Origin of the sequence: Mesorhizobium sp. RIZ17 (assembly GCF_051127865.1) — a bacterium.
GTDB lineage: Bacteria > Pseudomonadota > Alphaproteobacteria > Rhizobiales > Rhizobiaceae > Mesorhizobium > Mesorhizobium humile.
The window spans coordinates 1,248,888-1,266,695 of sequence record NZ_CP147861.1 but is presented as its reverse complement, the minus strand read 5'-3'; the positions used below and the strand labels follow the sequence as shown (position 1 = coordinate 1,266,695).

Here is a 17,808-nt window from a genome sequence, read left to right as displayed (position 1 = left end):
ATCCATTGATACCTTGAGCTTGTTACGCCGCAGGCTGCGCCTCGATGGTGCGCAGCGCCTGGGTCTGGCGCTTGGCGGCGGCCTTGACCGCGTCCTGCACCTTCTCGAAGGCGCGCACCTCGATCTGGCGCACGCGCTCGCGGCTGATATCGAACTCGGCCGACAGCTCTTCCAGGGTCAGCGGCTCCTCGGCGAGGCGACGTGCCTCGAAGATGCGCCGCTCGCGCTCGTTGAGCACCGACAGAGCGCCCGACAGCATGGAGCGCCGGTTTTCCAGCTCGTCCTGCTCGATCAGCATCTCTTCCTGGCTTTCGTGGTCGTCGACCAGCCAGTCCTGCCATTCGCCGGACTCGCCCTCGCTCGCCCGGATCGGGGCGTTGAGCGAAGCGTCGCCCGACAGGCGGCGGTTCATCGACACCACTTCCGCCTCGGAAACATTGAGGCGGGTGGCGATCTCGGCGATCTGGTCGGGCTTCAAGTCGCCATCGTCGAGCGCCTGGATCTTGCCCTTCACCTTGCGCAGGTTGAAGAACAGGCGCTTTTGGTTGGCGGTCGTGCCCATCTTGACCAGGCTCCACGAGCGCAGGATGTATTCCTGGATCGAGGCCTTGATCCACCACATGGCATAGGTGGCGAGCCGGAAACCACGCTCCGGTTCGAATTTCTTAACGGCCTGCATGAGGCCGACATTGCCTTCCGAGATCACCTCGCCGATCGGCAGGCCGTAGCCGCGATAGCCCATGGCGATCTTGGCGACGAGCCGCAAATGGCTGGTGACGAGCTTGTGGGCAGCCGTAGTGTCCTGATGCTCGGCATAACGCTTGGCGAGCATGTACTCTTCCTGCGGCTGAAGCATGGGAAAGCGGCGGATTTCTTCCAGGTAGCGGGCGAGACCGCCTTCACCGGAAACGATACTGGGTAATGATTGGGCCATGATAGCGCCCCCTCTCTCTTTGGAGTGGATGCCCCCGAAACGCGGCGGGCATTCGTCACGGATGCCAAAGGCTCATCCGCGACAACCTCTATATATAGGAACAAAACCAGAAAAGACAGGCATTTGTTCAACGCTAAACAGTCTGTCACGCTGAAGTGAACAACGCCGGTCAGGTTTTTTGATGGCTGGTTTGCAGCTTGTTGGTGGCGGGTCGGTTCAAATTTTTCGGAAGTCGCCGACGAGTTCCTCCATGTCTGCCGGCATCGGCGCTTCGAACCTCATCATCAGATGGGTGGTCGGATGCCGGAATTCAAGGAGCCAGGCATGCAAGGCCTGCCGCGGAAAGGCGGTGACCTTGGTTTTCAAGGGTTCGGGCAGACGGTTGGCCTTGGTGCGGAAGGCCTGCCCGTAATCCGGGTCGCCGATCACGGGGTGGCCGATATGGGCCATGTGGACGCGGATCTGGTGGGTACGGCCGGTCTCCAGCCGGCATTCGACCAGGCTTGCGCTGGCGAAAGCCTGCTGGTCCTCGCCGAAGCGTTCGACAACGCTGAAATGGGTGACGGCATGGCGGGCATCGTCACGGCTTTCCGGCACCACGGCGCGGCGGACGCGGTCGGCGGCGCGGCCGAGCGCGGCGTCGATGGTGCCGGCCTGCCGTTGCGGGATGCCCCAGACCAGCGCCAGATAGGCGCGTTCGAGATCGCCGGTGCGGCCGTGATCGGCAAAGGCCTCCGACAGGGCCTTGTGCGCCCGGTCGGTCTTGGCCACGACCATGACGCCGCTGGTCTCCTTGTCCAGCCGGTGGACGATGCCCGGCCGCCTGACGCCGCCGATGCCGGATAGGCTGTCGCCGCAGTGATGGATCAGCGCGTTGACCAGCGTGCCGGTCCAGTTGCCGGCGCCGGGGTGGACGACCAGTCCCGCGGGCTTGTCGATCACGATGAGCTCGTCGTCCTCGTAGAGGATGTCGAGGGGAATGTCTTCGCCTTGCGGCTCGGCCGGTTCCGGCGCGGGCACCAGGATCTCAATCCGCTCACCGGCGATCAGCTTGCGCTTGGCTTCCAGCACCGGCTTGCCGGCGATGGAGACCGCGCCTTGCTTGATCAGCGCCTGCACGCGGCTGCGCGAGAGCTCCGGTCCGAGCCGGCCGGCAAGCCACTGGTCGAGCCGCTGGCCGGCGGCGTCCGTGCCGGCTTCGAGCACGACGGCTTCGCCGGATTCCTCGTCCGCCAATTCGTCCTCTATCAATATCGGGGTCTCTTCGTTATGAGCGCTCATCGAAACCCGTTGCGGATTGTTTAGCCATGGCCCGGCCGATCGCCGATGAAGATGAGGAAAAGCCGCTCGACCCCGCGGCCGAGAACGTGCGCCGCAAGCTCGTCCGCTTCATGATCGTCAATCTCGGCCTTCTGTTCCTCGCCCTTATGGTGGTGATCGGGGCGCTTGTCTACAAAGCCCGCAACGCCCCTGTCGCCGGCCCGGCGCCGGCCGGCGAGGTCCAGGCGCCCTCTGGAGCGCCGCTCTCCGGCGACATCGTGCTGCCGGTCGGCGCCAAGGTGGTCAGCCAGTCGCTCTCCGGCAACCGCCTGTCGATCGACGCCGAGCTTGCCGACGGTAGCCGTTCGATCTTCGTCTACGACATCGCAGAGCGCCGCGTCATCGGCCAGTTCCCAATCCGAAACAAATGAGCCCGCAATGCGGACAAACGAGTTTGCCGCGGACATGAGCGGCTTTGCCGTAAACCGCAGCATCGCGACCGTCGCGCTCGTCGTCGGCAATTACGACGAGGCGATCGCCTGGTATGTCGAGCGGCTCGGCTTCGTGCTCACCGAAGATGTCGATCTCGGCGGCGGCAAGCGCTGGGTCACCGTCGCGCCGGCGAACGGCCAGGGTGCGCGGCTGCTCCTGGCGGAGGCCTCCGGCGAGGAGCAGGCAAGCCGCATCGGCAACCAGACCGGTGGCCGGGTCTTCCTGTTCCTGGAAACCGACGATTTTTCCCGCGACCACCAAGCGATGCTCGGCAGGGGTGTCGAGTTCCGCGAAGCGCCGCGCCACGAGGCCTATGGCACGGTGGCGGTGTTCGCCGATCTCCACGGCAATCTCTGGGACCTGATCGAGCCGAAGCGGCAGGGCTAACCAAGGCCACTCGTCAAAGCGCAAAGCGGTCGAAAGCCCAAGCGGGGCATTCCTTGGCAAGCCAACGAATGCCCCGCTTGGGTCTTTTTGTTTGTCGCGGATTTCTGCCGGAAAACCGCACGACACTTTTCCGGAATCTGCTCGGTTGCTTTTTCCCCGCCGCCAGCCTATGTAGCCGGTTCTTGAGCGCGCCCATCGTCTAGCGGTCAGGACACCGCCCTCTCACGGCGGGAACAGGGGTTCGATTCCCCTTGGGCGTACCAAATATTTTCAATCACTTAGCGATACGGCGGACGGAACCGTCAAATAACGGTCAAATAAGCCTTCCGAGCGCTGCAATTTTGCAATGTAAGATGCGTCGCGACGACGCTGCCATTCCGGTGACGAAGGCGCTTGCAGCGGCTACGGCGACGAAGATCAGGCCACGCGGTACGCTCGCCAACCGCAGTCGGCGGGAGCACCTAGCACCGGTGCGCCTGAGCCATTGGTCGGAACCGGCTGTCGTACTTTGTTCAAGCCCTTTTCCCCGCGACGGAGAATGCTCCAAAAAATGTGGCGAGGGTCTAAAGCGCGTCGCGCTGGAACGGATTCAGGCGACGCGCTTTAGGTCCTTCGTTGATGCATGTCGTTGCCGCAAAACCGAGGTCACTTTTGCGCGACATGCATTAGTAGTAGACGGGCGAGGCATTCACCTAAGTCTGCCGAAGAATTGGCTAACGTACATATCCAGCAAGCTGCTGACGCGCCAACGGTACAGCCGCGCGGCCACTCTTTCGCGCCCCATAACCGTTTCCGCATGTTCTGTCGCGAGTTTGAGCAGCGTTTCGGAGACTTCCTGCGCCGACCAGCCTCTAACAAGGGAGGCCTTCACCAAAGCTTCAAACGCGGGCTCGAGGGCAACTTCGCAGTTGATGGGGCGGTCGGGGCTCCCATCAGGAAGCAGAGGCGATTGGATTGGTGGCAGCGGGGCCATGCACCCAGAAAGCGCAAACACGGAGAATCGTTCCGCCCGTCATTGGCGCTTTTTTAGTAGGCGCTAACGGAATGTCCATCCTATGGACTCTGGCACGGCAGGCGGCTTAGTCAAGAAATTGCTAATATTCACCGATAGCCCGCTGCAAGATGTGCCACCATCACCCGCAGCGGGCTAGGGGTGGCCGGCGCCTCTCGTTGGAGATTGCCTAAGGGTGCGCCGGCCTGGCGAACCGTGGTCCGCCGCATATGCAGTATGACTAAAGTGGCGGATGCCAGAAATGGTGTGATCGCGGAAGCCCTTGGCAAGCGCGCCGGTGGCTGGCGAGGCCGCATTCCAACAGTCATGCCTTTCTAGAATTTTGCTTTGCGGCCCTGTAGTCAGCTTCCCACGGCAATGCGTCAAAGTCCGGCTTGATCCCCCCAGCACGGTAGGCGTCCTGGGCCATGTAATTGCAGTTGGCCTTATCCAGGATGCAGGCAAAGGGCGGATTTCCAGGACATCGATAAAGGCCTACTGCGTCCATCTTAGAAATTCCCCGTGAATATTTCAGAATGGATCCCATAGCTGCCTGCGCATGTCGCCCTTCATTGTGATGAGGTGCTCGACCCAATAGTCGGGAACTGGACGAGTTGGCGATTAGCAACCCGAGAGCTTGAGCGGAAACAACGGGTGCGTACCCGTCTGCCGGCCCGTCGCGGGGCGCCCTCAAGCCGGCGGCGGGCTCCGGAAGGCCCGCCTTTTTCGTTCACGAAACGACCGGCATAAGATCACGCCGGGCGGTCTGCCTGCGCCACTGGCGAGCGCCCACACAAGCTTGTGCTGGACCGCAGCAGCTCAATCCTGGCCGCATGCGCGCCAGTGTGACGAAGCTTACAGTTGTAAAGGATCGTGTATGCGATCAGTCCGAGCAAAGGTGTTGGGGTACGTGCTTGGCTGGGGGATGCGTATGCCCTTATCAAATGACCTGGGCGACAAGAACCTGATGTTTGATTGCCCGGAGTGCCATAGGAAGATTGTCAAGAAAGGCTCTTGGATCAAGAGCGTCGCAACCTTCAGATGTGAGGGTTGCTCTGCAACTGTGCGAATGACTTATAGGCACAAGCTCGCAATTTTCGAGCGACACTCGACCGCGCATCGGGTGGGCAGTCCATCGGGGTAACAGTAGCGGCCCTAGGGCGGCCCGGCCGCGTAAGGCGGGGGGTGCCGCGCGCGAGCCGGGCCTGGCCGGCGCGGGGTTAGGGGTAGGAACAAAACGCCGACCTGAATGTCATTATATCAGGGACTGCTAATTCACTCGCCGTACGAACGGAGGACGTTACACTGCCGCCGCCCGATTGCAGAAAACCCCTGCAACGGCTTAGACAGACACTGGCAAAAGGGTTTGCCTGATGCGGCCCGGCAGTCCGCGTTGGGGTGAGTTGGGCTGACCGCCGAGCCTAGTCAACTCGGGGGCAAGACGGCTAAAACCAGACCGTAGTATTAGCGATCCCGCAACAATACCCTGCGCGGCGTTTTCGCCCGTTTTGGCCGGAGCCCTCGACGGGTTGGTCCGTCTCATAACATCGAACCTTGTGCTTGCGCCTGCTGCGGAAACTTGATCTGCGTCGCAGGCTTGTCGGCGATGACCAGCGCGTCATCAGGTGTCGTGCGCTGGAGCGCCTTTGCTTCCGACCATGCCGCTGTCATCCACGTCTCGATCTCTTCCTGCGTAGTCAGGATCACCGGCATGGCCTTCTCGTGGATCGGCGCTACCAAAGCATTCGGTTTGGAGGTCATGAAGCCGCAACGCTGCGCGAACTGCCTACGCAGGAACAGCGTCAGCGGAGCCCTTCCGAGTAGCTCGCCAAGCACCAAGCTGTTATCTCGAACAATCGAGCCGCGTCATGAACGCCCGGCCCTGAATCCATTCCCGTCACCGAGAACTGCATGGATAGGTCAAGGGCAACTTTGTTATGTTATACACGCCGCGTTCTCGGGGCGGATACGGGTCGATGGATCAGGAAAGACTTCTAGCCGCAGTCCTCTTGGCTGATGTCGTGGGCAGCACGCCGCTCTATGAGCGCATCGGCGACGATGCCGCCCTGCAGCAGGTGTCGGATTGCCTGGACGTGATACGCGAGATCGCCGGCCGGCACGGCGGTGATTTCATTTACTCGAAGGGCGATGACGTGCTCAGCCTGTTCGAGAGACCGGAGGCGGCGCTGGGGGCTGTCTGCCAAATCAGCAGCCAACTGACGAAAGGACCGTTGAGCGCCCGTATCGGTTTGCATTTCGGGGCGGTCATTCGCGCCCGGGGCGCGCTATTCGGCGACGTTGTCAATGTCACCGCAAGGTTGTCCAGCACGGCCAATCCCGGGGAGGTGTTGATCAGCCAGAGCTTCTTCGAAGCCCTTTCCGCAGGCAGCCGCGGTGCCTTGCGGCTTCTCGACAAAATGGCCTTCAAGGGGAAGCAAGAACTCTTCGATGTCTATACGCTGGGGAGAGACGACGGGGTTCCCAGCACGCACATCACCAGCCGGGGCACCTTTGTCGACAGGCGCTCCGCCCTGCCGCGGCAGATCAATCTGGTCATCCGCTATGGAGATCAGTTGCGAACCTGCCGAAACAACGAATCGGTGACGATCGGCCGATCTCCCGAATGCAATATCGTCGTCCAGCGGCCCTGGGTCTCACGGCACCACGCGACTTTCACCATTTCGAACGGCAAGGCCCGGTTTATTGAGCGAAGCTCGTCGGGCACATTTTTGTCGATGGGACCCGGCCATGAAGTATTCGTGCGCCGTGAAGATGTTCTGCTCTTCGGCTCCGGCGTCATCTCGCCTGGACGGACATCGTCGCTCGGCGACGCCCAGCTTCTTCACTACGAAATTACCTCAAGCTGACCCGGCTGAGGTCGTTAGCCGCGACCGTCAAGGCAAAGCCACACCGACCGATCTAAAGTTAAAGCTGTCGGCGCCGTATCGTTTCGGCGAGCTCGGCAAAGGCCTCCACGATTCCCTCGCCGTTCTTGGCGCTCACGAACTTGACGCTCGATCGCGGCAGCTGGCCGATCTCTTCGGCACTGCCGGGGGCTTCGGCGAGATCGATCTTGTTCACGAGGGCCCTGTACGGCCTGCCCGGAAATCTCGTCTCGAAGCTGCGAACCAGCTCGACCATGCGCGTCACGGTTTGCGGGCGCGTCACGTCCGACACGACGATGGCGGCCGACGCGCCGGTCACGTAGACGGTGTCGAAGATGCGCGTCCCGAAATCGCCGTCGGTGTCCCATAGCACGAGGCGCGCCGCGTCGCCGCCGCGGACCGGATCGGCCGGAACATCGTAGCTGAGCACCTCGACACCGAGCGTCGATTTGTATTCGCCGTCGAAGCGATCGTGCACGAGGCGATACATGATGGACGTCTTGCCCACACCCATGTCGCCAAGCAGCATGACCTTTGCGCTGAGCATCATTGAGGGCGCTCGGCGCGGAACACGTTTTCGAAGGTGACGCGGCGGTTGCCTTCGCTCGGCACGTCGGAAATCGGCATCGATGACGAGCGCGAAACCACGAACAACCGCGACGGCTCGATCCCGAGCGAGGTCAATTTCCTCACCACCTGATCCGCTCTCTTGCGGGCGACCGCGCGGTTGGTCGTTTCCGTTCCGGTGTCATCCGCGTGCCCGACGACCCGGATCCTCAGGTCGTTGCCCGCAAGAAGTCCGGCCAGATCGCGGATCTGCTGGTCGGCCGCCTTGTCATCGGCAAAGGCGTCGGCGTCGCCAAAGAAGATTGCCGTCGCGGTCATGAAGCGATCGAGCCGCTCGGCGGGGCCGTCGGCGATCGACCGCATGGCATCATATTGCTGGTTCCTGGATTTTGTTTCCTCGGTGAGCGCTGCCCGTGTCTGGTCAAGGCCTGCCTGCAGGCCGGCAAGGGATTTCGCCTCTTCTTCACTCGGCACGCGCGCCTGATCGATGCGGGCCTGCAAGCTGGCGAGGGACTGCCGCTGACCGGCAACCGCTTCGCCGGTTTCGCCGGCGGACCTCTGCAAGCCGGCGAGAGATTGCCGCAGTTCAGCGAGCGCCCGGCGGTTTTCGTCGATGCCCGCCTGGAGGCCGGTCGCCGATTGCCGCAGGGCGTCGATGTCGGCGCTGAGCGTCGCCAATTGTTCCGTGCCTGGCACGACGCCGATTCGGCCGACGACCCGATAGGGCGTGGCGGCCGTGGCCAGGGCGTCGATCAGCGGAGCCGTCTGCACCTGGCTTGGCTCTATGCCGGAGACCGAGACGCTGCGGTTGCGGTGGTCGAAATCCAGACGCAGCGGAAACGTTTCCAGCAGCGGTTCCTTGCCGGCCAGTTCCTGGAGCGCATCGTTGGTGCGGCGCTCCAGCATCGTGCGGGTCCAATAGACGCTCGCCAGCCATGCCAACCCGGCGGCGACGAGAGCCGCGAGCACGAACAGGACGACCTTTGCGCTCCGACGCGGCTTCGGCTCCACGGCAGGACCCGCTTCTATGGAGGAGGCCAGCGACGCCAGCATGGCCGCGTCGCAGCCGATGCCGCCATCCATGGTCTCGATCGTGTCGAAGAAAAGCGAATTGATCCTGGCGTCGTCGGTGGGGCGAAGGGGGCCGATGCATTCCGCCGCCAGGATGAACCGGGGCGAGGCGCGCAGCACGATCTCGCGTCCGCCGAAATCGAGCTGCTGCAGATTGCCCTCTCCCGCCAGGGCCTGGACGGAAAATTCCAGGATCGCCGCGACCATCGCGCTCAGCAGGTCGGCCCGCTCGTCAGAGGTCTCTTGGCGCTTCCAGTCCGCGACGAGGCGTCCGTTGCCGCGCTCGATCATGAGCAGCCGGTTGACGCGCGGCGGACTGGCATTTGCCAGAACGAACTCGCTGATCGGACGGCCCGTCGCCAGCGACTTGATGCGCCCGATCCACAGCTCCGTGGATGTCAGGGCGTTGAGGCGCTGCTCCAGCCGCGCGACGAGTTCCTTGAAAGCGTTTGCCACGGCCGCGCTGACCAGCCTGCCCGTGATCGGGTAGAGCGCATCGACCATGAGGTCGCGTGAGTTCCTGATCTCGCTGCGGATCGCGGAGACCACCGATGGCGCGATGACGTTCGCCAGTTCGCGCGGCCGAACGACCTCGGCGCGCTCCAGCGCTGCGACGAGGATGTCGGCCGTTGCCGTTTCCAGGCGGGAGGGGCTGCCTATATACTGCTGAAGCAGGGCGACGTCCGCCCCCAGCGCCTCGAGACGCGCCGCCTCCGTTTGAAAGAGCAGTTTTCTAAGCTGCTCGATCTCACGGTTCTGGCCGGCGGCGGACGTCATGCTACTTTCCCGCGCGGCCGGACCCTAGCCCGCTGATGGTTGCTCCAAGCTCCGAAATCGCGGCGCCGATGTCCCTTTGCGAGGCGAGCCGCTTCTGTTCGGTCTCCCGCTCAAGTTCCAGGATGTGCGCCTGCAGGATCGCGAGCTCTTTGGCAAAGTCCGCCTGGAGCTGCTTGATGGTGGCCTGCATTTCCTCGCGCAGGCCGGCAAGGTTGCTCTCGATCGATCGCTGCGCGCCTCCGAACAGGAGATTGCGAACCTGATCGATCGTCGCGTCGGGATGGATGGTCGCTTCCGATCCGTTGGCGGATGCGGCTCCATCCTTGGCTTTTCCAGCTTGCTCGGCGGCTTTCATGTTCGTTCCCCGGTTTTCCACGCTCACTGACACTGTGACGATCGTTATATCAAATCCTAATTCGTGCGACAGGCAATCGACTTATTGCCGTCGCCGGGCTGTCATAGGTCGAGCGTGGCATTCGCGCCGCCATGTCCATCGTCACCTATCGCAATGACTACCCTCACGCCAGTCATCCTTCGAGCCTGATCGGATCGAGGCTGTCAGGCTGCCGCCGAATATGACCTTCGTCATCTCCGGTCCTGACCTTCGTCAGGTGTCGCGACCCGACGAAACGACCTAGATCAGAACGACTGAACGCTGCGCGACGGCGGACGTGATTTTCGACGGGAGGTTTCCGGATGGGATTTTTGGACAGTCTGCAAAGCGCGTTGCAGGGCGGGCAGCAGGGCGGAGGCTCGAACCTCCTGGCGGATGCGTTGACCAGTGTTGGCGGTTATCAGGGGGTGCTTGCCATGCTGCAGAAGTCGGGTCTCGGCGACCGCGTCGAATCCTGGCTGAGCACCAACGGCGCCAATCTTCCGATCGCGCCCGACGAGATCAAGTCGGCTCTTGGCGACCAACGTCTTCAGCAACTGGCGAGCCAGTTCGGGATTCCGCTGGATCAGGTGGCCGCCGTGTTGGCACAGCATCTTCCGGCCGCCGTCGACCAGGCCAGCCCCGACGGGGTGCTCGCGACGCGCCGCGGCTGACACCACGGGCGACAAGACAAATCCGGACATGGCTTTGCGGCAACCAGGCCGCGCGGCTCGACGGCAACGTCGCTGTTCAGCCGGAAACGAGAGGGCAAGCGTGTGAGCAAGCAAGACGAACTGATCAGCAAATATGCGGCGGACCTGAGGGTGAAGTGCGGCCTTACGGCGGATATGGATCTCTTGACGAAGGTGACGAAGGGCTGCGGCCCGGCGATCTACGACAAGGATGCATCCACCGTTTCGGCTTCGGACAAGGAGGAGCTGGAACGGGTCAAGCAGAATTTTCTCGTCAAAAGACTGGGGCTCGCGGCCGATGCCGGCCTGGACGCGGGGCTCGCCAGGGTCATCGACCAGTACGGCCGCACCAACCGCAACAAACATCGCGCGGTCTTCTACTATCTGCTCGTCAAGCATTTCAGGCGCGAGAGCGTCTTCGCCTGACGGCGGCAACAGGCAAATGGCTAAGAGGAGATGGGGATGCTGAAAGAATTCCAGGAATTCATTTCCAAGGGCAATGTGATGGACCTGGCCGTCGGCGTCATCATCGGCGCCGCCTTTGGCAAGATCGTCGATTCACTCGTCAACGACATCATCATGCCGATCGTCGGCGCGATCTTCGGCGGGCTGGACTTCAACAACTACTTCTTCGGACTGTCCTCGAACGTCCATTCGGCCACGCTGGCCGATGCCAAGAAAGAGGGCGCGGTCTTTGCCTATGGCAGCTTCATCACCGTGGTGCTGAACTTCCTGATCCTTGCCTTCATCATCTTCCTGATGGTCAAGGCGGTGAACAATATGCGCAAGCGGCTTGAGCGCGAAAAGCCGGCCCCTGCCGCCGCGCCGCCGCCTGCCGATGTGCAGCTTCTGACCGAAATCCGCGACCTGCTCGCGAGAAAATAGCAGAATCGTTCGAGGCGGCCGGACCCTGGTCCGGCCGCCTCGATCTCGCTCCAGACTGCGTCGTTTCTCAATCCGCAAGCCCTCTCGGCCGATCAGCGGAAATCTTCAGCACAGCGTTCCGCCTCTAACAAAATCGCCCGCGAACCATGGGCAAGGCTTCGGACATGACGATCGTTGCGGAATTGCTGACGAAGCTCGACGATACCATGCGGACCGTCAAAGGCCATTTGGCCGAAATGGATACCGAGCGGCTCAACGCACTCGTGCGCCTGCTCGCGCCGCGACCGTCGGTTGGCAGCGCCGAGATGGTCCTGACCATACTGGCGCTTCGTGAAATCGAAGCTCGCAATCAGGCAAGGAAATAGCCGTCGAGGGCCTCAGCGAGGCACCGGCGTCGTCTTCTCCGACCTGCCGCCAAGAACAGGAACTCAGGCAACCAGACTTCCCCGTGGCTTTCCTAAACCCCGAGCCGCGGGCCTTTCTGAGCAATCGACGGCCCTGCCGTGCCGGACGGGCGTTAACCCGCGAGATCGCTCAGCCTATCGTTTTGATGGCCAGTTCGGTCCGGTTCTTGGCCCCGCACTTCTCCAGGATCGTGCTGACGTAGTTCTTTATCGTCCCCTCGGCCAAATGCAGTTGGGCGCCGATTTCGCCATTGCTCTTGCCTTCGACGATCAGTTTGAGGATTTCGTTCTCGCGCGCGGTGAGGTCGCCGCGCGCCGGCGCGCTCGCCGGGGCGTGGCGCGGACGCAATCGCTTGAATTCCTCGAGGATTTTCGCGGCGACACCGGGTGAAAGCGCGGATTGGCCGTTCGCTACGGTTCGGATCGTCGCCGCGATCTCGTCGATCCTGGAGTCCTTCAGCAGATATGCCTTGGCTCCGGCGCTGACAGCCTCGAAGATCAGGTCGTTGGTGTCGAACGTGGTCAGGACGACGATGCCGGTTCCCGGAAATTCGCGCAGGATACGCTGGGTTGCCGTGACGCCGTCGGCGCGCGGCATCTGCAGATCCATCAAGACGACGTCCGGACGGTACCGACGCGCGAACTCGATCGCCTGCTCGCCATCGGCGGCGGCGCCGACGATCTCGAAATCGTCGTTTTGCTGGGCAAGCAGCGTGGCAAGGCCTTCCCGGATCAATGTCTGATCCTCGGCGATCAGCACGCGTATCCTTTCGGGTTTGAGCTGCGGATCGGTCATCCGGCTATACGCTCGCCGCTGCTGGGCCGTTCGTTCGTCGCCGACACGGTCAGGGGCAGGGATGTCCTAACCAGCGTACCCGCCCCCGGCGCGCTTTCGACCGCGCATTGTCCCCCGGCGAGCTCGGCGAATTCGGCCATTCCAATCAGCCCGAAATGCCCCTGTTTAGGGACGGCCCCGTCAAAGCCGCGTCCATCGTCGCGGACATCGACAACAAGCCTTCCGCCAGCTTCGGTTCTCTCCACGACCGCGTCGAACCGAACCCGTCGCGCCTTCGCGTGCGCCTCGACGTTACGCAACGCCTCGCCGACGATGCGCCGAATCGTCGTCTCGTGATCCTGCAGCCCGGGGCGAGCTCCGTCATCGATTTGCGTGGAGACCTCGATGCCGGTCTGCTGCGCGAAGTCCGACAGCATCTTCTCGACATCCGAACCAGACTCAAGATCGTCGGGCATCCTGAGCCGGGCGATGGCGTCGCGCGCCCGCGCCAGGCCGGCTATCGCGGCTTCCTCGGCAATCGCGAGCCCGTCCGCAACGCGGGCTGGATCGGTCGCCAGGAAATGCCGCGTCAACCGGATCTGCGTCAGCAACGCGATGATCGAATGCACGAGCGTGTCGTGGAGGTCGCGCGCCAGGCGAAGGCGGGTGCGGGCGAGCGTCGCGAAGCGCACCTCGGAATTGGCGGCTTCCAGCTGCTGCTCCATCAAGCGTCGGGCGCGCCGCTCGCTTTCGAACATGATCTCGGCCTGGCGCGCCGTGAAGTCGGGCATCGCGATCACGACGTAGTGCGATCGATCGCCATTCCACAGGATCACAGCGGTGACGGGGCGGTCCAGCCCCGGCAATTCGGCCCGCACGCCCGACAAGGCGATCAGGTCGCGGCGTCCCTCGGACAAGGCCGCCATCTCGGCCTCCATGCCGACCAGCAGCGTGCACAGGCAGCAGTCCGCTCCAAGGGCGGGGAGCCACTCGACCAAGCGCCCCACTTTTTGCTGAACTGTCCTGTCGGCCCGCAAAACAGCAAGCCCGATGACTTCCGCTTGCGCGGCCGGCAGTAATTCTGTGCCGATATCGATCATTCGTTCTCGCAAAAACAACCGCGGGGCGCGGCAGTCCACTTTGACGTAAGCCCGAACCGGCCGCAAACGAATATGACTTTCGTCATCGTCGCCCCTGACTTTCGGCAGATATCCCTTCCTCGTCCAAGAAGGTAGGTCGAAGGTTGCCATGAAGCTAAACGTCCAATTCATCAGGCACCCGGGCTCGAAAGAGCGCATGGTCGTGCTGCCGGAATCCCAGTTCCGCATACTCAAGCGGACCGCGATGGCGGGTGTGAGCGAGCTTGACGAGCCTGCCGCCACCAGTCCTTTGCCCAAGCGCGTCCTCGACAGGATCGCCGCCGGCGAGAACCCGGTTCGCGCCGTCAGGGTCCTGCGCGGCCTGAGCGGAAGGCAGCTCGCCGCCCAGGCCGGAATAACCCCGAGCATGCTGTCGCAGATAGAGCGCTCCGGAAAGACGGCCTCCACCAAGACCCTCAAGGCAATCGCGCACATCCTGGAAGTACCCCTGGGTGCCATTTCGCCTCATTTATCGGCCGGAATCGGAGGTGTTCCTAGCGATACCGGCAGGACCGTGGCCTGGATCCCGACCTGAGGGATCGAGACGCCCGCGCCTACCCCGTGAAGCGTCAGCGCTTCTGGCGCAACGCCTCGGATTGAATTAGCATCCCCTCATCGATGCTCCGGCCGCGATCCGACAAGATGCGGAATTCGGAGCGCGACGAGAACCGGGCGGCGGTCGCGTGCCTAGGGCTGGTCCAAGCGCGGCCAGGCCCTTGGAAACCCGCCAGCCGGCAAGGCGCAAGAGCAGGCGGGGAGGAGCCAATGCAGAAGCTGCAGTCGCAAGGCGTTCATCACATCACGCTGGTCGGTGCCGGGCGCCAGACCTCGATCGACTTCTGGGAGGGCGTGCTCGGCATGCCTTTCATCTTCGAGCAGCCCAATCTCGACAAGGCGAGCGAAAGCCATCTCTATTTCGATCCGGGCGACGGGCGGCTGATCACCGTCTTCACCGACGAGAGCCGGACCCCGGTCAGGCGGCGGACACCGACCGATATCGGCTGCGTCCACCACATCGCGTTCTCGGTGTCGCGGGTCACCTTCCTGCAGGCGGTCGCGCGGCTCGACGAGCGCGGCATCAAGCACAGCGGCGTCAAGGATCGCGGTTTCATGGACTCGATCTATTTCGAGGATCCGCTGGGACTGTTGATCGAGCTCGCCTCCTACCGCTTCGACCCGCCGGCCGGCTTCACCCATGCCGACGTGCTGATGGAGGCGCACAAGATCCGCGTGGCGCGCGGCGACTACAACATCGCCGAACTGCACCTGGCCGACGCCATCCAGGCGCTGGTCGAGCGGTCACGCGAAACCCTGTCGGAAAACAGGGCGGCAAAAAATCCTTATTAACCGGGTCAGAGGGAGGACCGACATGGCAAAAGCTGCAACGAAGAGTGCAAAGAAACCCGCGGCCAAGGCGGCCGCGAAGGTGACGGCAAAAGCCGCGCCTAAAGTGACGGCCAAGGCCGCACCCAAAGCGACGGCCAAGGCCGCACCCAAAGCGACGGCGAAGGCCGCGCCTAAAGCGACGGCAAAAGCCGCGCCTAAAGCGACGGCAAAGGCCGCGCCTAAGGCCAAAGTGAAGCCGGCTAAGAAGCCGGGTGTAAAACTCAGCATGCTGAGGCCGAGCGTCAACAACATGACCGTGCGGGTGTTCGCGCGCGCGGCCGGGCTCGATCCGGCGGAGACCGATGCCTGGGGCCATACGCGTTCGCCCGAGTTCCTGGCGCGCAATCCGGCGCATCTGACGCCGATGATCGAGGACAAGGGCCTGCCGCGCGGCGTGCTGTGGGAAAGCTGTGCCATCATGCAGTACCTCGCCAACAAGCACGGGCTGGATAAGTTCTATCCCAAGGCGCCGGCCAAGCGGGCGATGGTCGACAGCGCCATGTTCTATCTGGTCGGCACGCTTTACCCTTACGTCGCGCGCGCGACCTACCCGGCGCTCGGCTTCCCGCAATATGCCGGCGAGGTCGGTCACAGCGACGCCCACCCCGACAAGAAATCGGAAGCGCAGAAGGCGGCAATGGCCGCGATCGCCGAGCCGCTCGAGGTGTTTCACTCTTTCTTTCGCGACGGCAAGCCGTTCATCGGCGGCAACAACCCGTCGATCGCCGATATAAGGCTGGCGGCAACGCTCGAATTCCTGGCGGTCATCGACTACGCGCTGCCCAAATGGGCGAAGGAATACATGGCGGCGCTGGAGAAGAAGCTCGGCAAGGCTTACGCCGAACCCGCCGGCGACGTGCGCGGCTACATCGCGCATGTGAAATCGCAGGCCAGGGCGTAACAGTCCTTCGGGGTTAAGGTTTCGTTTACCTAAGGCCTGTCTACTGGTCGCAGTCCTCGCCGCGACCACGGATGTACTGGCGCCATGACGAGGCAAGGGAAAGGTCGGCTCCGTGCCGGCCTTTTGCTTTTCCGGCCATCGCGCCGCAATCACGACAGTATGATTGCGGCGCCGACGTGGCAGGCTGAAATCCTGTTGTCATCCTCGTCATGGATCGTACGATGCCGCCAGGCGGTTGAGCGATGGCAACGAGGAACCCGCGATGAACATGGCAAGATCCTTGGTGATGGCGGTCACGCTGTCGATTGCGCCCTTTCCATCGGCCGCCGCGTCGCTCAACAGCATGAACGAGGTCGGCGGCGCCTTGCTCGCCTGCTGGACACCGCCGGCCAATTCCGACAATTCCTCGGTCACGCTCAGCTTCAGCTTCAAGCGCGACGGCACGCTGATCGGGCCGCCGAGGACGACCGCCATCCATGTCGGCGGCGACGACAAGGCGCGCAAGGCCTATGTCGATGCGGCGACCAAGGCCCTGAACGATTGCCTGCCGCTCAGCTTTTCGCCGTCGCTGGCGCAAGGCGTTGCCGGAAACGTCTTCACGTTGCAGTTCAACTCGCCGAAGAAGTAGCAGCAGGCTTGACTATTTGTTTTGACGCAATTCCGGACGAAAGACTACGGCGAAGACGCCGAGCCTAAAGCGCGTCGCGCTGAAACGGATTCAGGCGACGCGCTTTAGGTCCTTTGTTTGATGCATGTCGTTGCCGCAAAACCGAGGTCACTTTTGCGCGACATGCATTAACCGCTCACACTTTTCCTGTAATTGCTTTCAGGTCAAACCGCGTGCGCGCCGAATCTGGGCGTGCTTTTCCAGTTCCGGCATCTCGAAGACGTAATCGTTCCAGGCGGAGTCCGGGATCTGCCCGGCAAGGTAACAATCCAAGAGAAGGCTCTGTTCGGGGGTAAGGGGTCTCGGCGCCTGCTCATGATCCAGCCCAAGCGAATGGATCAGGTTCCTGGTCAGGCCAGAGACGGTGAAGTGGATGGACATCTTCAGTCTCCTCCGCGCAGCGCGGCTCACATCAACGCCAACAACGCCTGTCGCCCATCAAAGGTTTCATCAGTGATCCGTGATCGCGCCGCGGGTTTGGCCATCGCCGACCTAAAGCGCGTCGCGCTGAAACGGATTCAGGCGACGCGCTTTAGGTCCTTTGTTTGATGCATGTCGTTGCCGCAAAACCGAGGGCACTTTTGCGCGACATGCATTAAGGCGTGTTGATATTCAGGTGAGGCCGGCCTGCAAATGACGGCTTCCTGCGCTTCCGGTGCTCACGTACCCGAAGTACGCTCCGCTCCGGTTCTCGGAACCCATCATTTTCGGCGCGGCCTGACCTGAATCTCAACACGCATTAGTCGGAGGCCCTCGTCCTGGCAGACGCGAAGCCGGTGTGCGTGGTCGGGCCGGCCTTCTTCCCCGCGACTTGATCGGGCCGCCGTTCCCTGCCTTGCGGCAGAGGCGCCCGGCTGTGTTGACCAGGCAAATTTACTCGCAGACGACGCGGTAGCGCTTGCCAGTTTCGCCGACATTCCGGCAGGTCAGGGGGGGCTGCTCGGCGGAAGACGTGCCGGGCAAATCCCGGCTGTAGGAGGGCCTTGCCGAAGCGGGCCTGGAATGACGCCGGACAGCGGGATCCGGCGGCGGGCCTGGCGGCAGAGGAAACACGTCCGAGGCGATTTGCCGCGACGCGGTCGTTCCCGGCGGCGCCTCGTCCCAGACGCGCCTGACATCCATCCGGCTGGGTACGATCACCGTGCCGTCGTCGCTGCGCACGCAGCCGCCCGCCGCAAGCAGCACCGGGCACAAGACGAAAGCCGTGATTCGACCAAACATT

Annotated in this window: 20 protein-coding genes, 1 tRNA gene and 1 pseudogene; 12 read left to right on the top strand and 10 right to left on the bottom strand. The window is 62.8% G+C overall.

From position 1 onward, the window contains the following. Positions 1 to 22 precede the first annotated feature (22 nt). Together rpoH and WDX12_RS06240 are read right to left on the bottom strand one after the other, a co-directional pair. Positions 23 to 934, bottom strand: a complete 912-nt coding sequence (gene rpoH, locus WDX12_RS06245; RefSeq protein WP_112100827.1) for an RNA polymerase sigma factor RpoH — start codon at positions 932 to 934, stop codon at positions 23 to 25. A gap of 216 nt (positions 935 to 1,150) precedes the next feature. Further along, complete coding sequence (locus tag WDX12_RS06240) at positions 1,151 to 2,215, bottom strand: RluA family pseudouridine synthase (RefSeq protein ID WP_434724283.1); 1,065 nt, start codon at positions 2,213 to 2,215, stop codon at positions 1,151 to 1,153. 26 nt (positions 2,216 to 2,241) lie between these two features. Between WDX12_RS06240 and WDX12_RS06235 the strand changes: the two genes are divergently transcribed. The 3 genes from WDX12_RS06235 (at position 2,242) to WDX12_RS06225 (ending at position 3,336) form a co-directional block, all read left to right on the top strand. Continuing rightward, complete coding sequence (locus WDX12_RS06235; RefSeq protein ID WP_434724282.1) at positions 2,242 to 2,625, top strand: fimbrial protein; 384 nt, start codon at positions 2,242 to 2,244, stop codon at positions 2,623 to 2,625. A gap of 34 nt (positions 2,626 to 2,659) precedes the next feature. Then, positions 2,660 to 3,073 (top strand): VOC family protein, encoded by a 414-nt coding sequence (locus WDX12_RS06230; RefSeq protein WP_320296771.1) that lies wholly within the window; start codon positions 2,660 to 2,662, stop codon positions 3,071 to 3,073. A gap of 188 nt (positions 3,074 to 3,261) precedes the next feature. Further along, positions 3,262 to 3,336, top strand: a tRNA-Glu gene (locus WDX12_RS06225). A 2,267-nt stretch (positions 3,337 to 5,603) separates the two neighbouring features. Here the strand turns inward: WDX12_RS06225 and WDX12_RS06220 are convergent. After that, positions 5,604 to 5,828: pseudogene (locus tag WDX12_RS06220) on the bottom strand (SOS response-associated peptidase); the annotation flags it as partial. A 212-nt stretch (positions 5,829 to 6,040) separates the two neighbouring features. Between WDX12_RS06220 and WDX12_RS06215 the strand changes: the two are divergent. Next, positions 6,041 to 6,931 carry an FHA domain-containing protein gene (locus tag WDX12_RS06215; protein ID WP_434724281.1) on the top strand — a complete coding sequence of 297 codons (891 nt, stop codon included), beginning with the start codon at positions 6,041 to 6,043 and terminating at the stop codon, positions 6,929 to 6,931. Positions 6,932 to 6,989: 58 nt separating this feature from the next. Here the strand turns inward: WDX12_RS06215 and WDX12_RS06210 are convergent, their stop codons facing one another. From WDX12_RS06210 to WDX12_RS06200, 3 genes are read right to left on the bottom strand one after another with little or no spacing between them, the layout of a single operon-like run. Then, positions 6,990 to 7,478 carry a hypothetical protein gene (locus WDX12_RS06210; RefSeq protein ID WP_320296546.1) on the bottom strand — a complete coding sequence of 163 codons (489 nt, stop codon included), beginning with the start codon at positions 7,476 to 7,478 and terminating at the stop codon, positions 6,990 to 6,992. Positions 7,479 to 7,495: 17 nt separating this feature from the next. Continuing rightward, positions 7,496 to 9,364 (bottom strand): OmpA family protein, encoded by a 1,869-nt coding sequence (locus tag WDX12_RS06205; RefSeq protein WP_434724280.1) that lies wholly within the window; start codon positions 9,362 to 9,364, stop codon positions 7,496 to 7,498. A gap of 1 nt (position 9,365) precedes the next feature. Beyond that, positions 9,366 to 9,719 (bottom strand): hypothetical protein, encoded by a 354-nt coding sequence (locus WDX12_RS06200; RefSeq protein WP_320296548.1) that lies wholly within the window; start codon positions 9,717 to 9,719, stop codon positions 9,366 to 9,368. A gap of 341 nt (positions 9,720 to 10,060) precedes the next feature. Here WDX12_RS06200 and WDX12_RS06195 point away from each other — a divergent pair, with 341 nt between their 5' ends. From WDX12_RS06195 to WDX12_RS06180, 4 genes are all read left to right on the top strand, one after another. Beyond that, on the top strand, positions 10,061 to 10,411 hold the full coding sequence (locus tag WDX12_RS06195) for a YidB family protein (RefSeq protein ID WP_434724279.1): 351 nt from the start codon (positions 10,061 to 10,063) through the stop codon (positions 10,409 to 10,411). A 102-nt stretch (positions 10,412 to 10,513) separates the two neighbouring features. Continuing rightward, positions 10,514 to 10,855 carry a DUF2853 family protein gene (locus WDX12_RS06190; RefSeq protein ID WP_320296550.1) on the top strand — a complete coding sequence of 114 codons (342 nt, stop codon included), beginning with the start codon at positions 10,514 to 10,516 and terminating at the stop codon, positions 10,853 to 10,855. A gap of 36 nt (positions 10,856 to 10,891) precedes the next feature. Then, positions 10,892 to 11,314 (top strand): large conductance mechanosensitive channel protein MscL, encoded by a 423-nt coding sequence (gene mscL, locus WDX12_RS06185; protein ID WP_434724278.1) that lies wholly within the window; start codon positions 10,892 to 10,894, stop codon positions 11,312 to 11,314. A 164-nt stretch (positions 11,315 to 11,478) separates the two neighbouring features. Beyond that, positions 11,479 to 11,679: a hypothetical protein gene (locus WDX12_RS06180; protein WP_320296552.1), complete on the top strand. Its 201-nt coding sequence runs from the start codon at positions 11,479 to 11,481 to the stop codon at positions 11,677 to 11,679. Positions 11,680 to 11,848: 169 nt separating this feature from the next. On the opposite strand, the gene WDX12_RS06175 is transcribed toward WDX12_RS06180, so the two are convergent. Next, positions 11,849 to 12,514 carry a response regulator transcription factor gene (locus WDX12_RS06175; protein ID WP_434724277.1) on the bottom strand — a complete coding sequence of 222 codons (666 nt, stop codon included), beginning with the start codon at positions 12,512 to 12,514 and terminating at the stop codon, positions 11,849 to 11,851. Next, complete coding sequence (locus tag WDX12_RS06170; RefSeq protein WP_434724276.1) at positions 12,511 to 13,593, bottom strand: sensor histidine kinase; 1,083 nt, start codon at positions 13,591 to 13,593, stop codon at positions 12,511 to 12,513. The genes WDX12_RS06175 and WDX12_RS06170 overlap by 4 nt, the downstream gene beginning before the upstream one ends. Positions 13,594 to 13,741: 148 nt before the next feature. Here WDX12_RS06170 and WDX12_RS06165 point away from each other — a divergent pair, with 148 nt between their 5' ends. The 4 genes from WDX12_RS06165 to WDX12_RS06150 all read left to right on the top strand — a co-directional run bounded on the left by WDX12_RS06165 (position 13,742) and on the right by WDX12_RS06150 (position 16,547). Beyond that, positions 13,742 to 14,167, top strand: a complete 426-nt coding sequence (locus WDX12_RS06165) for a helix-turn-helix domain-containing protein (RefSeq protein WP_434724275.1) — start codon at positions 13,742 to 13,744, stop codon at positions 14,165 to 14,167. Positions 14,168 to 14,397: 230 nt separating this feature from the next. Next, positions 14,398 to 14,979, top strand: coding sequence for a VOC family protein (locus WDX12_RS06160; protein WP_320296556.1), 582 nt, complete (start codon positions 14,398 to 14,400; stop codon positions 14,977 to 14,979). Between the two features lie 22 nt (positions 14,980 to 15,001). After that, positions 15,002 to 15,919: a glutathione S-transferase family protein gene (locus tag WDX12_RS06155; protein ID WP_434724274.1), complete on the top strand. Its 918-nt coding sequence runs from the start codon at positions 15,002 to 15,004 to the stop codon at positions 15,917 to 15,919. A gap of 268 nt (positions 15,920 to 16,187) precedes the next feature. Beyond that, the gene (locus WDX12_RS06150; RefSeq protein ID WP_320296772.1) at positions 16,188 to 16,547 is read left to right on the top strand and encodes a hypothetical protein; all 360 of its coding nucleotides are present in this window, start codon (positions 16,188 to 16,190) and stop codon (positions 16,545 to 16,547) included. Positions 16,548 to 16,745: 198 nt separating this feature from the next. Here the strand turns inward: WDX12_RS06150 and WDX12_RS06145 are convergent, their stop codons facing one another. Next, positions 16,746 to 16,967: a hypothetical protein gene (locus tag WDX12_RS06145; protein ID WP_320296559.1), complete on the bottom strand. Its 222-nt coding sequence runs from the start codon at positions 16,965 to 16,967 to the stop codon at positions 16,746 to 16,748. Positions 16,968 to 17,459: 492 nt separating this feature from the next. Then, on the bottom strand, positions 17,460 to 17,807 hold the full coding sequence (locus WDX12_RS06140) for a hypothetical protein (protein ID WP_434724273.1): 348 nt from the start codon (positions 17,805 to 17,807) through the stop codon (positions 17,460 to 17,462). Position 17,808 lies beyond the last annotated feature (1 nt).

Excerpts from the sequence above, each read along its gene's own strand:
- WDX12_RS06155 (WP_434724274.1), top strand. The coding sequence starts at position 15,002 with ATGGCAAAAGCTGCAACGAAGAGTGCAAAGAAACCCGCGGCCAAGGCG.
- rpoH (WP_112100827.1), bottom strand. The coding sequence starts at position 934 with ATGGCCCAATCATTACCCAGTATCGTTTCCGGTGAAGGCGGTCTCGCC.
- WDX12_RS06140 (WP_434724273.1), bottom strand. The coding sequence starts at position 17,807 with ATGTTTGGTCGAATCACGGCTTTCGTCTTGTGCCCGGTGCTGCTTGCG.
- WDX12_RS06150 (WP_320296772.1), top strand. The coding sequence starts at position 16,188 with ATGGCAAGATCCTTGGTGATGGCGGTCACGCTGTCGATTGCGCCCTTT.
- WDX12_RS06230 (WP_320296771.1), top strand. The coding sequence starts at position 2,660 with ATGAGCGGCTTTGCCGTAAACCGCAGCATCGCGACCGTCGCGCTCGTC.
- WDX12_RS06175 (WP_434724277.1), bottom strand. The coding sequence starts at position 12,514 with ATGACCGATCCGCAGCTCAAACCCGAAAGGATACGCGTGCTGATCGCC.
- WDX12_RS06165 (WP_434724275.1), top strand. The coding sequence starts at position 13,742 with ATGAAGCTAAACGTCCAATTCATCAGGCACCCGGGCTCGAAAGAGCGC.
- WDX12_RS06215 (WP_434724281.1), top strand. The coding sequence starts at position 6,041 with ATGGATCAGGAAAGACTTCTAGCCGCAGTCCTCTTGGCTGATGTCGTG.
- WDX12_RS06205 (WP_434724280.1), bottom strand. The coding sequence starts at position 9,364 with ATGACGTCCGCCGCCGGCCAGAACCGTGAGATCGAGCAGCTTAGAAAA.
- mscL (WP_434724278.1), top strand. The coding sequence starts at position 10,892 with ATGCTGAAAGAATTCCAGGAATTCATTTCCAAGGGCAATGTGATGGAC.
- WDX12_RS06210 (WP_320296546.1), bottom strand. The coding sequence starts at position 7,478 with ATGCTGCTTGGCGACATGGGTGTGGGCAAGACGTCCATCATGTATCGC.
- WDX12_RS06200 (WP_320296548.1), bottom strand. The coding sequence starts at position 9,719 with ATGAAAGCCGCCGAGCAAGCTGGAAAAGCCAAGGATGGAGCCGCATCC.
- WDX12_RS06160 (WP_320296556.1), top strand. The coding sequence starts at position 14,398 with ATGCAGAAGCTGCAGTCGCAAGGCGTTCATCACATCACGCTGGTCGGT.
- WDX12_RS06195 (WP_434724279.1), top strand. The coding sequence starts at position 10,061 with ATGGGATTTTTGGACAGTCTGCAAAGCGCGTTGCAGGGCGGGCAGCAG.
- WDX12_RS06170 (WP_434724276.1), bottom strand. The coding sequence starts at position 13,593 with ATGATCGATATCGGCACAGAATTACTGCCGGCCGCGCAAGCGGAAGTC.
- WDX12_RS06235 (WP_434724282.1), top strand. The coding sequence starts at position 2,242 with ATGGCCCGGCCGATCGCCGATGAAGATGAGGAAAAGCCGCTCGACCCC.
- WDX12_RS06180 (WP_320296552.1), top strand. The coding sequence starts at position 11,479 with ATGACGATCGTTGCGGAATTGCTGACGAAGCTCGACGATACCATGCGG.
- WDX12_RS06240 (WP_434724283.1), bottom strand. The coding sequence starts at position 2,215 with ATGAGCGCTCATAACGAAGAGACCCCGATATTGATAGAGGACGAATTG.
- WDX12_RS06145 (WP_320296559.1), bottom strand. The coding sequence starts at position 16,967 with ATGTCCATCCACTTCACCGTCTCTGGCCTGACCAGGAACCTGATCCAT.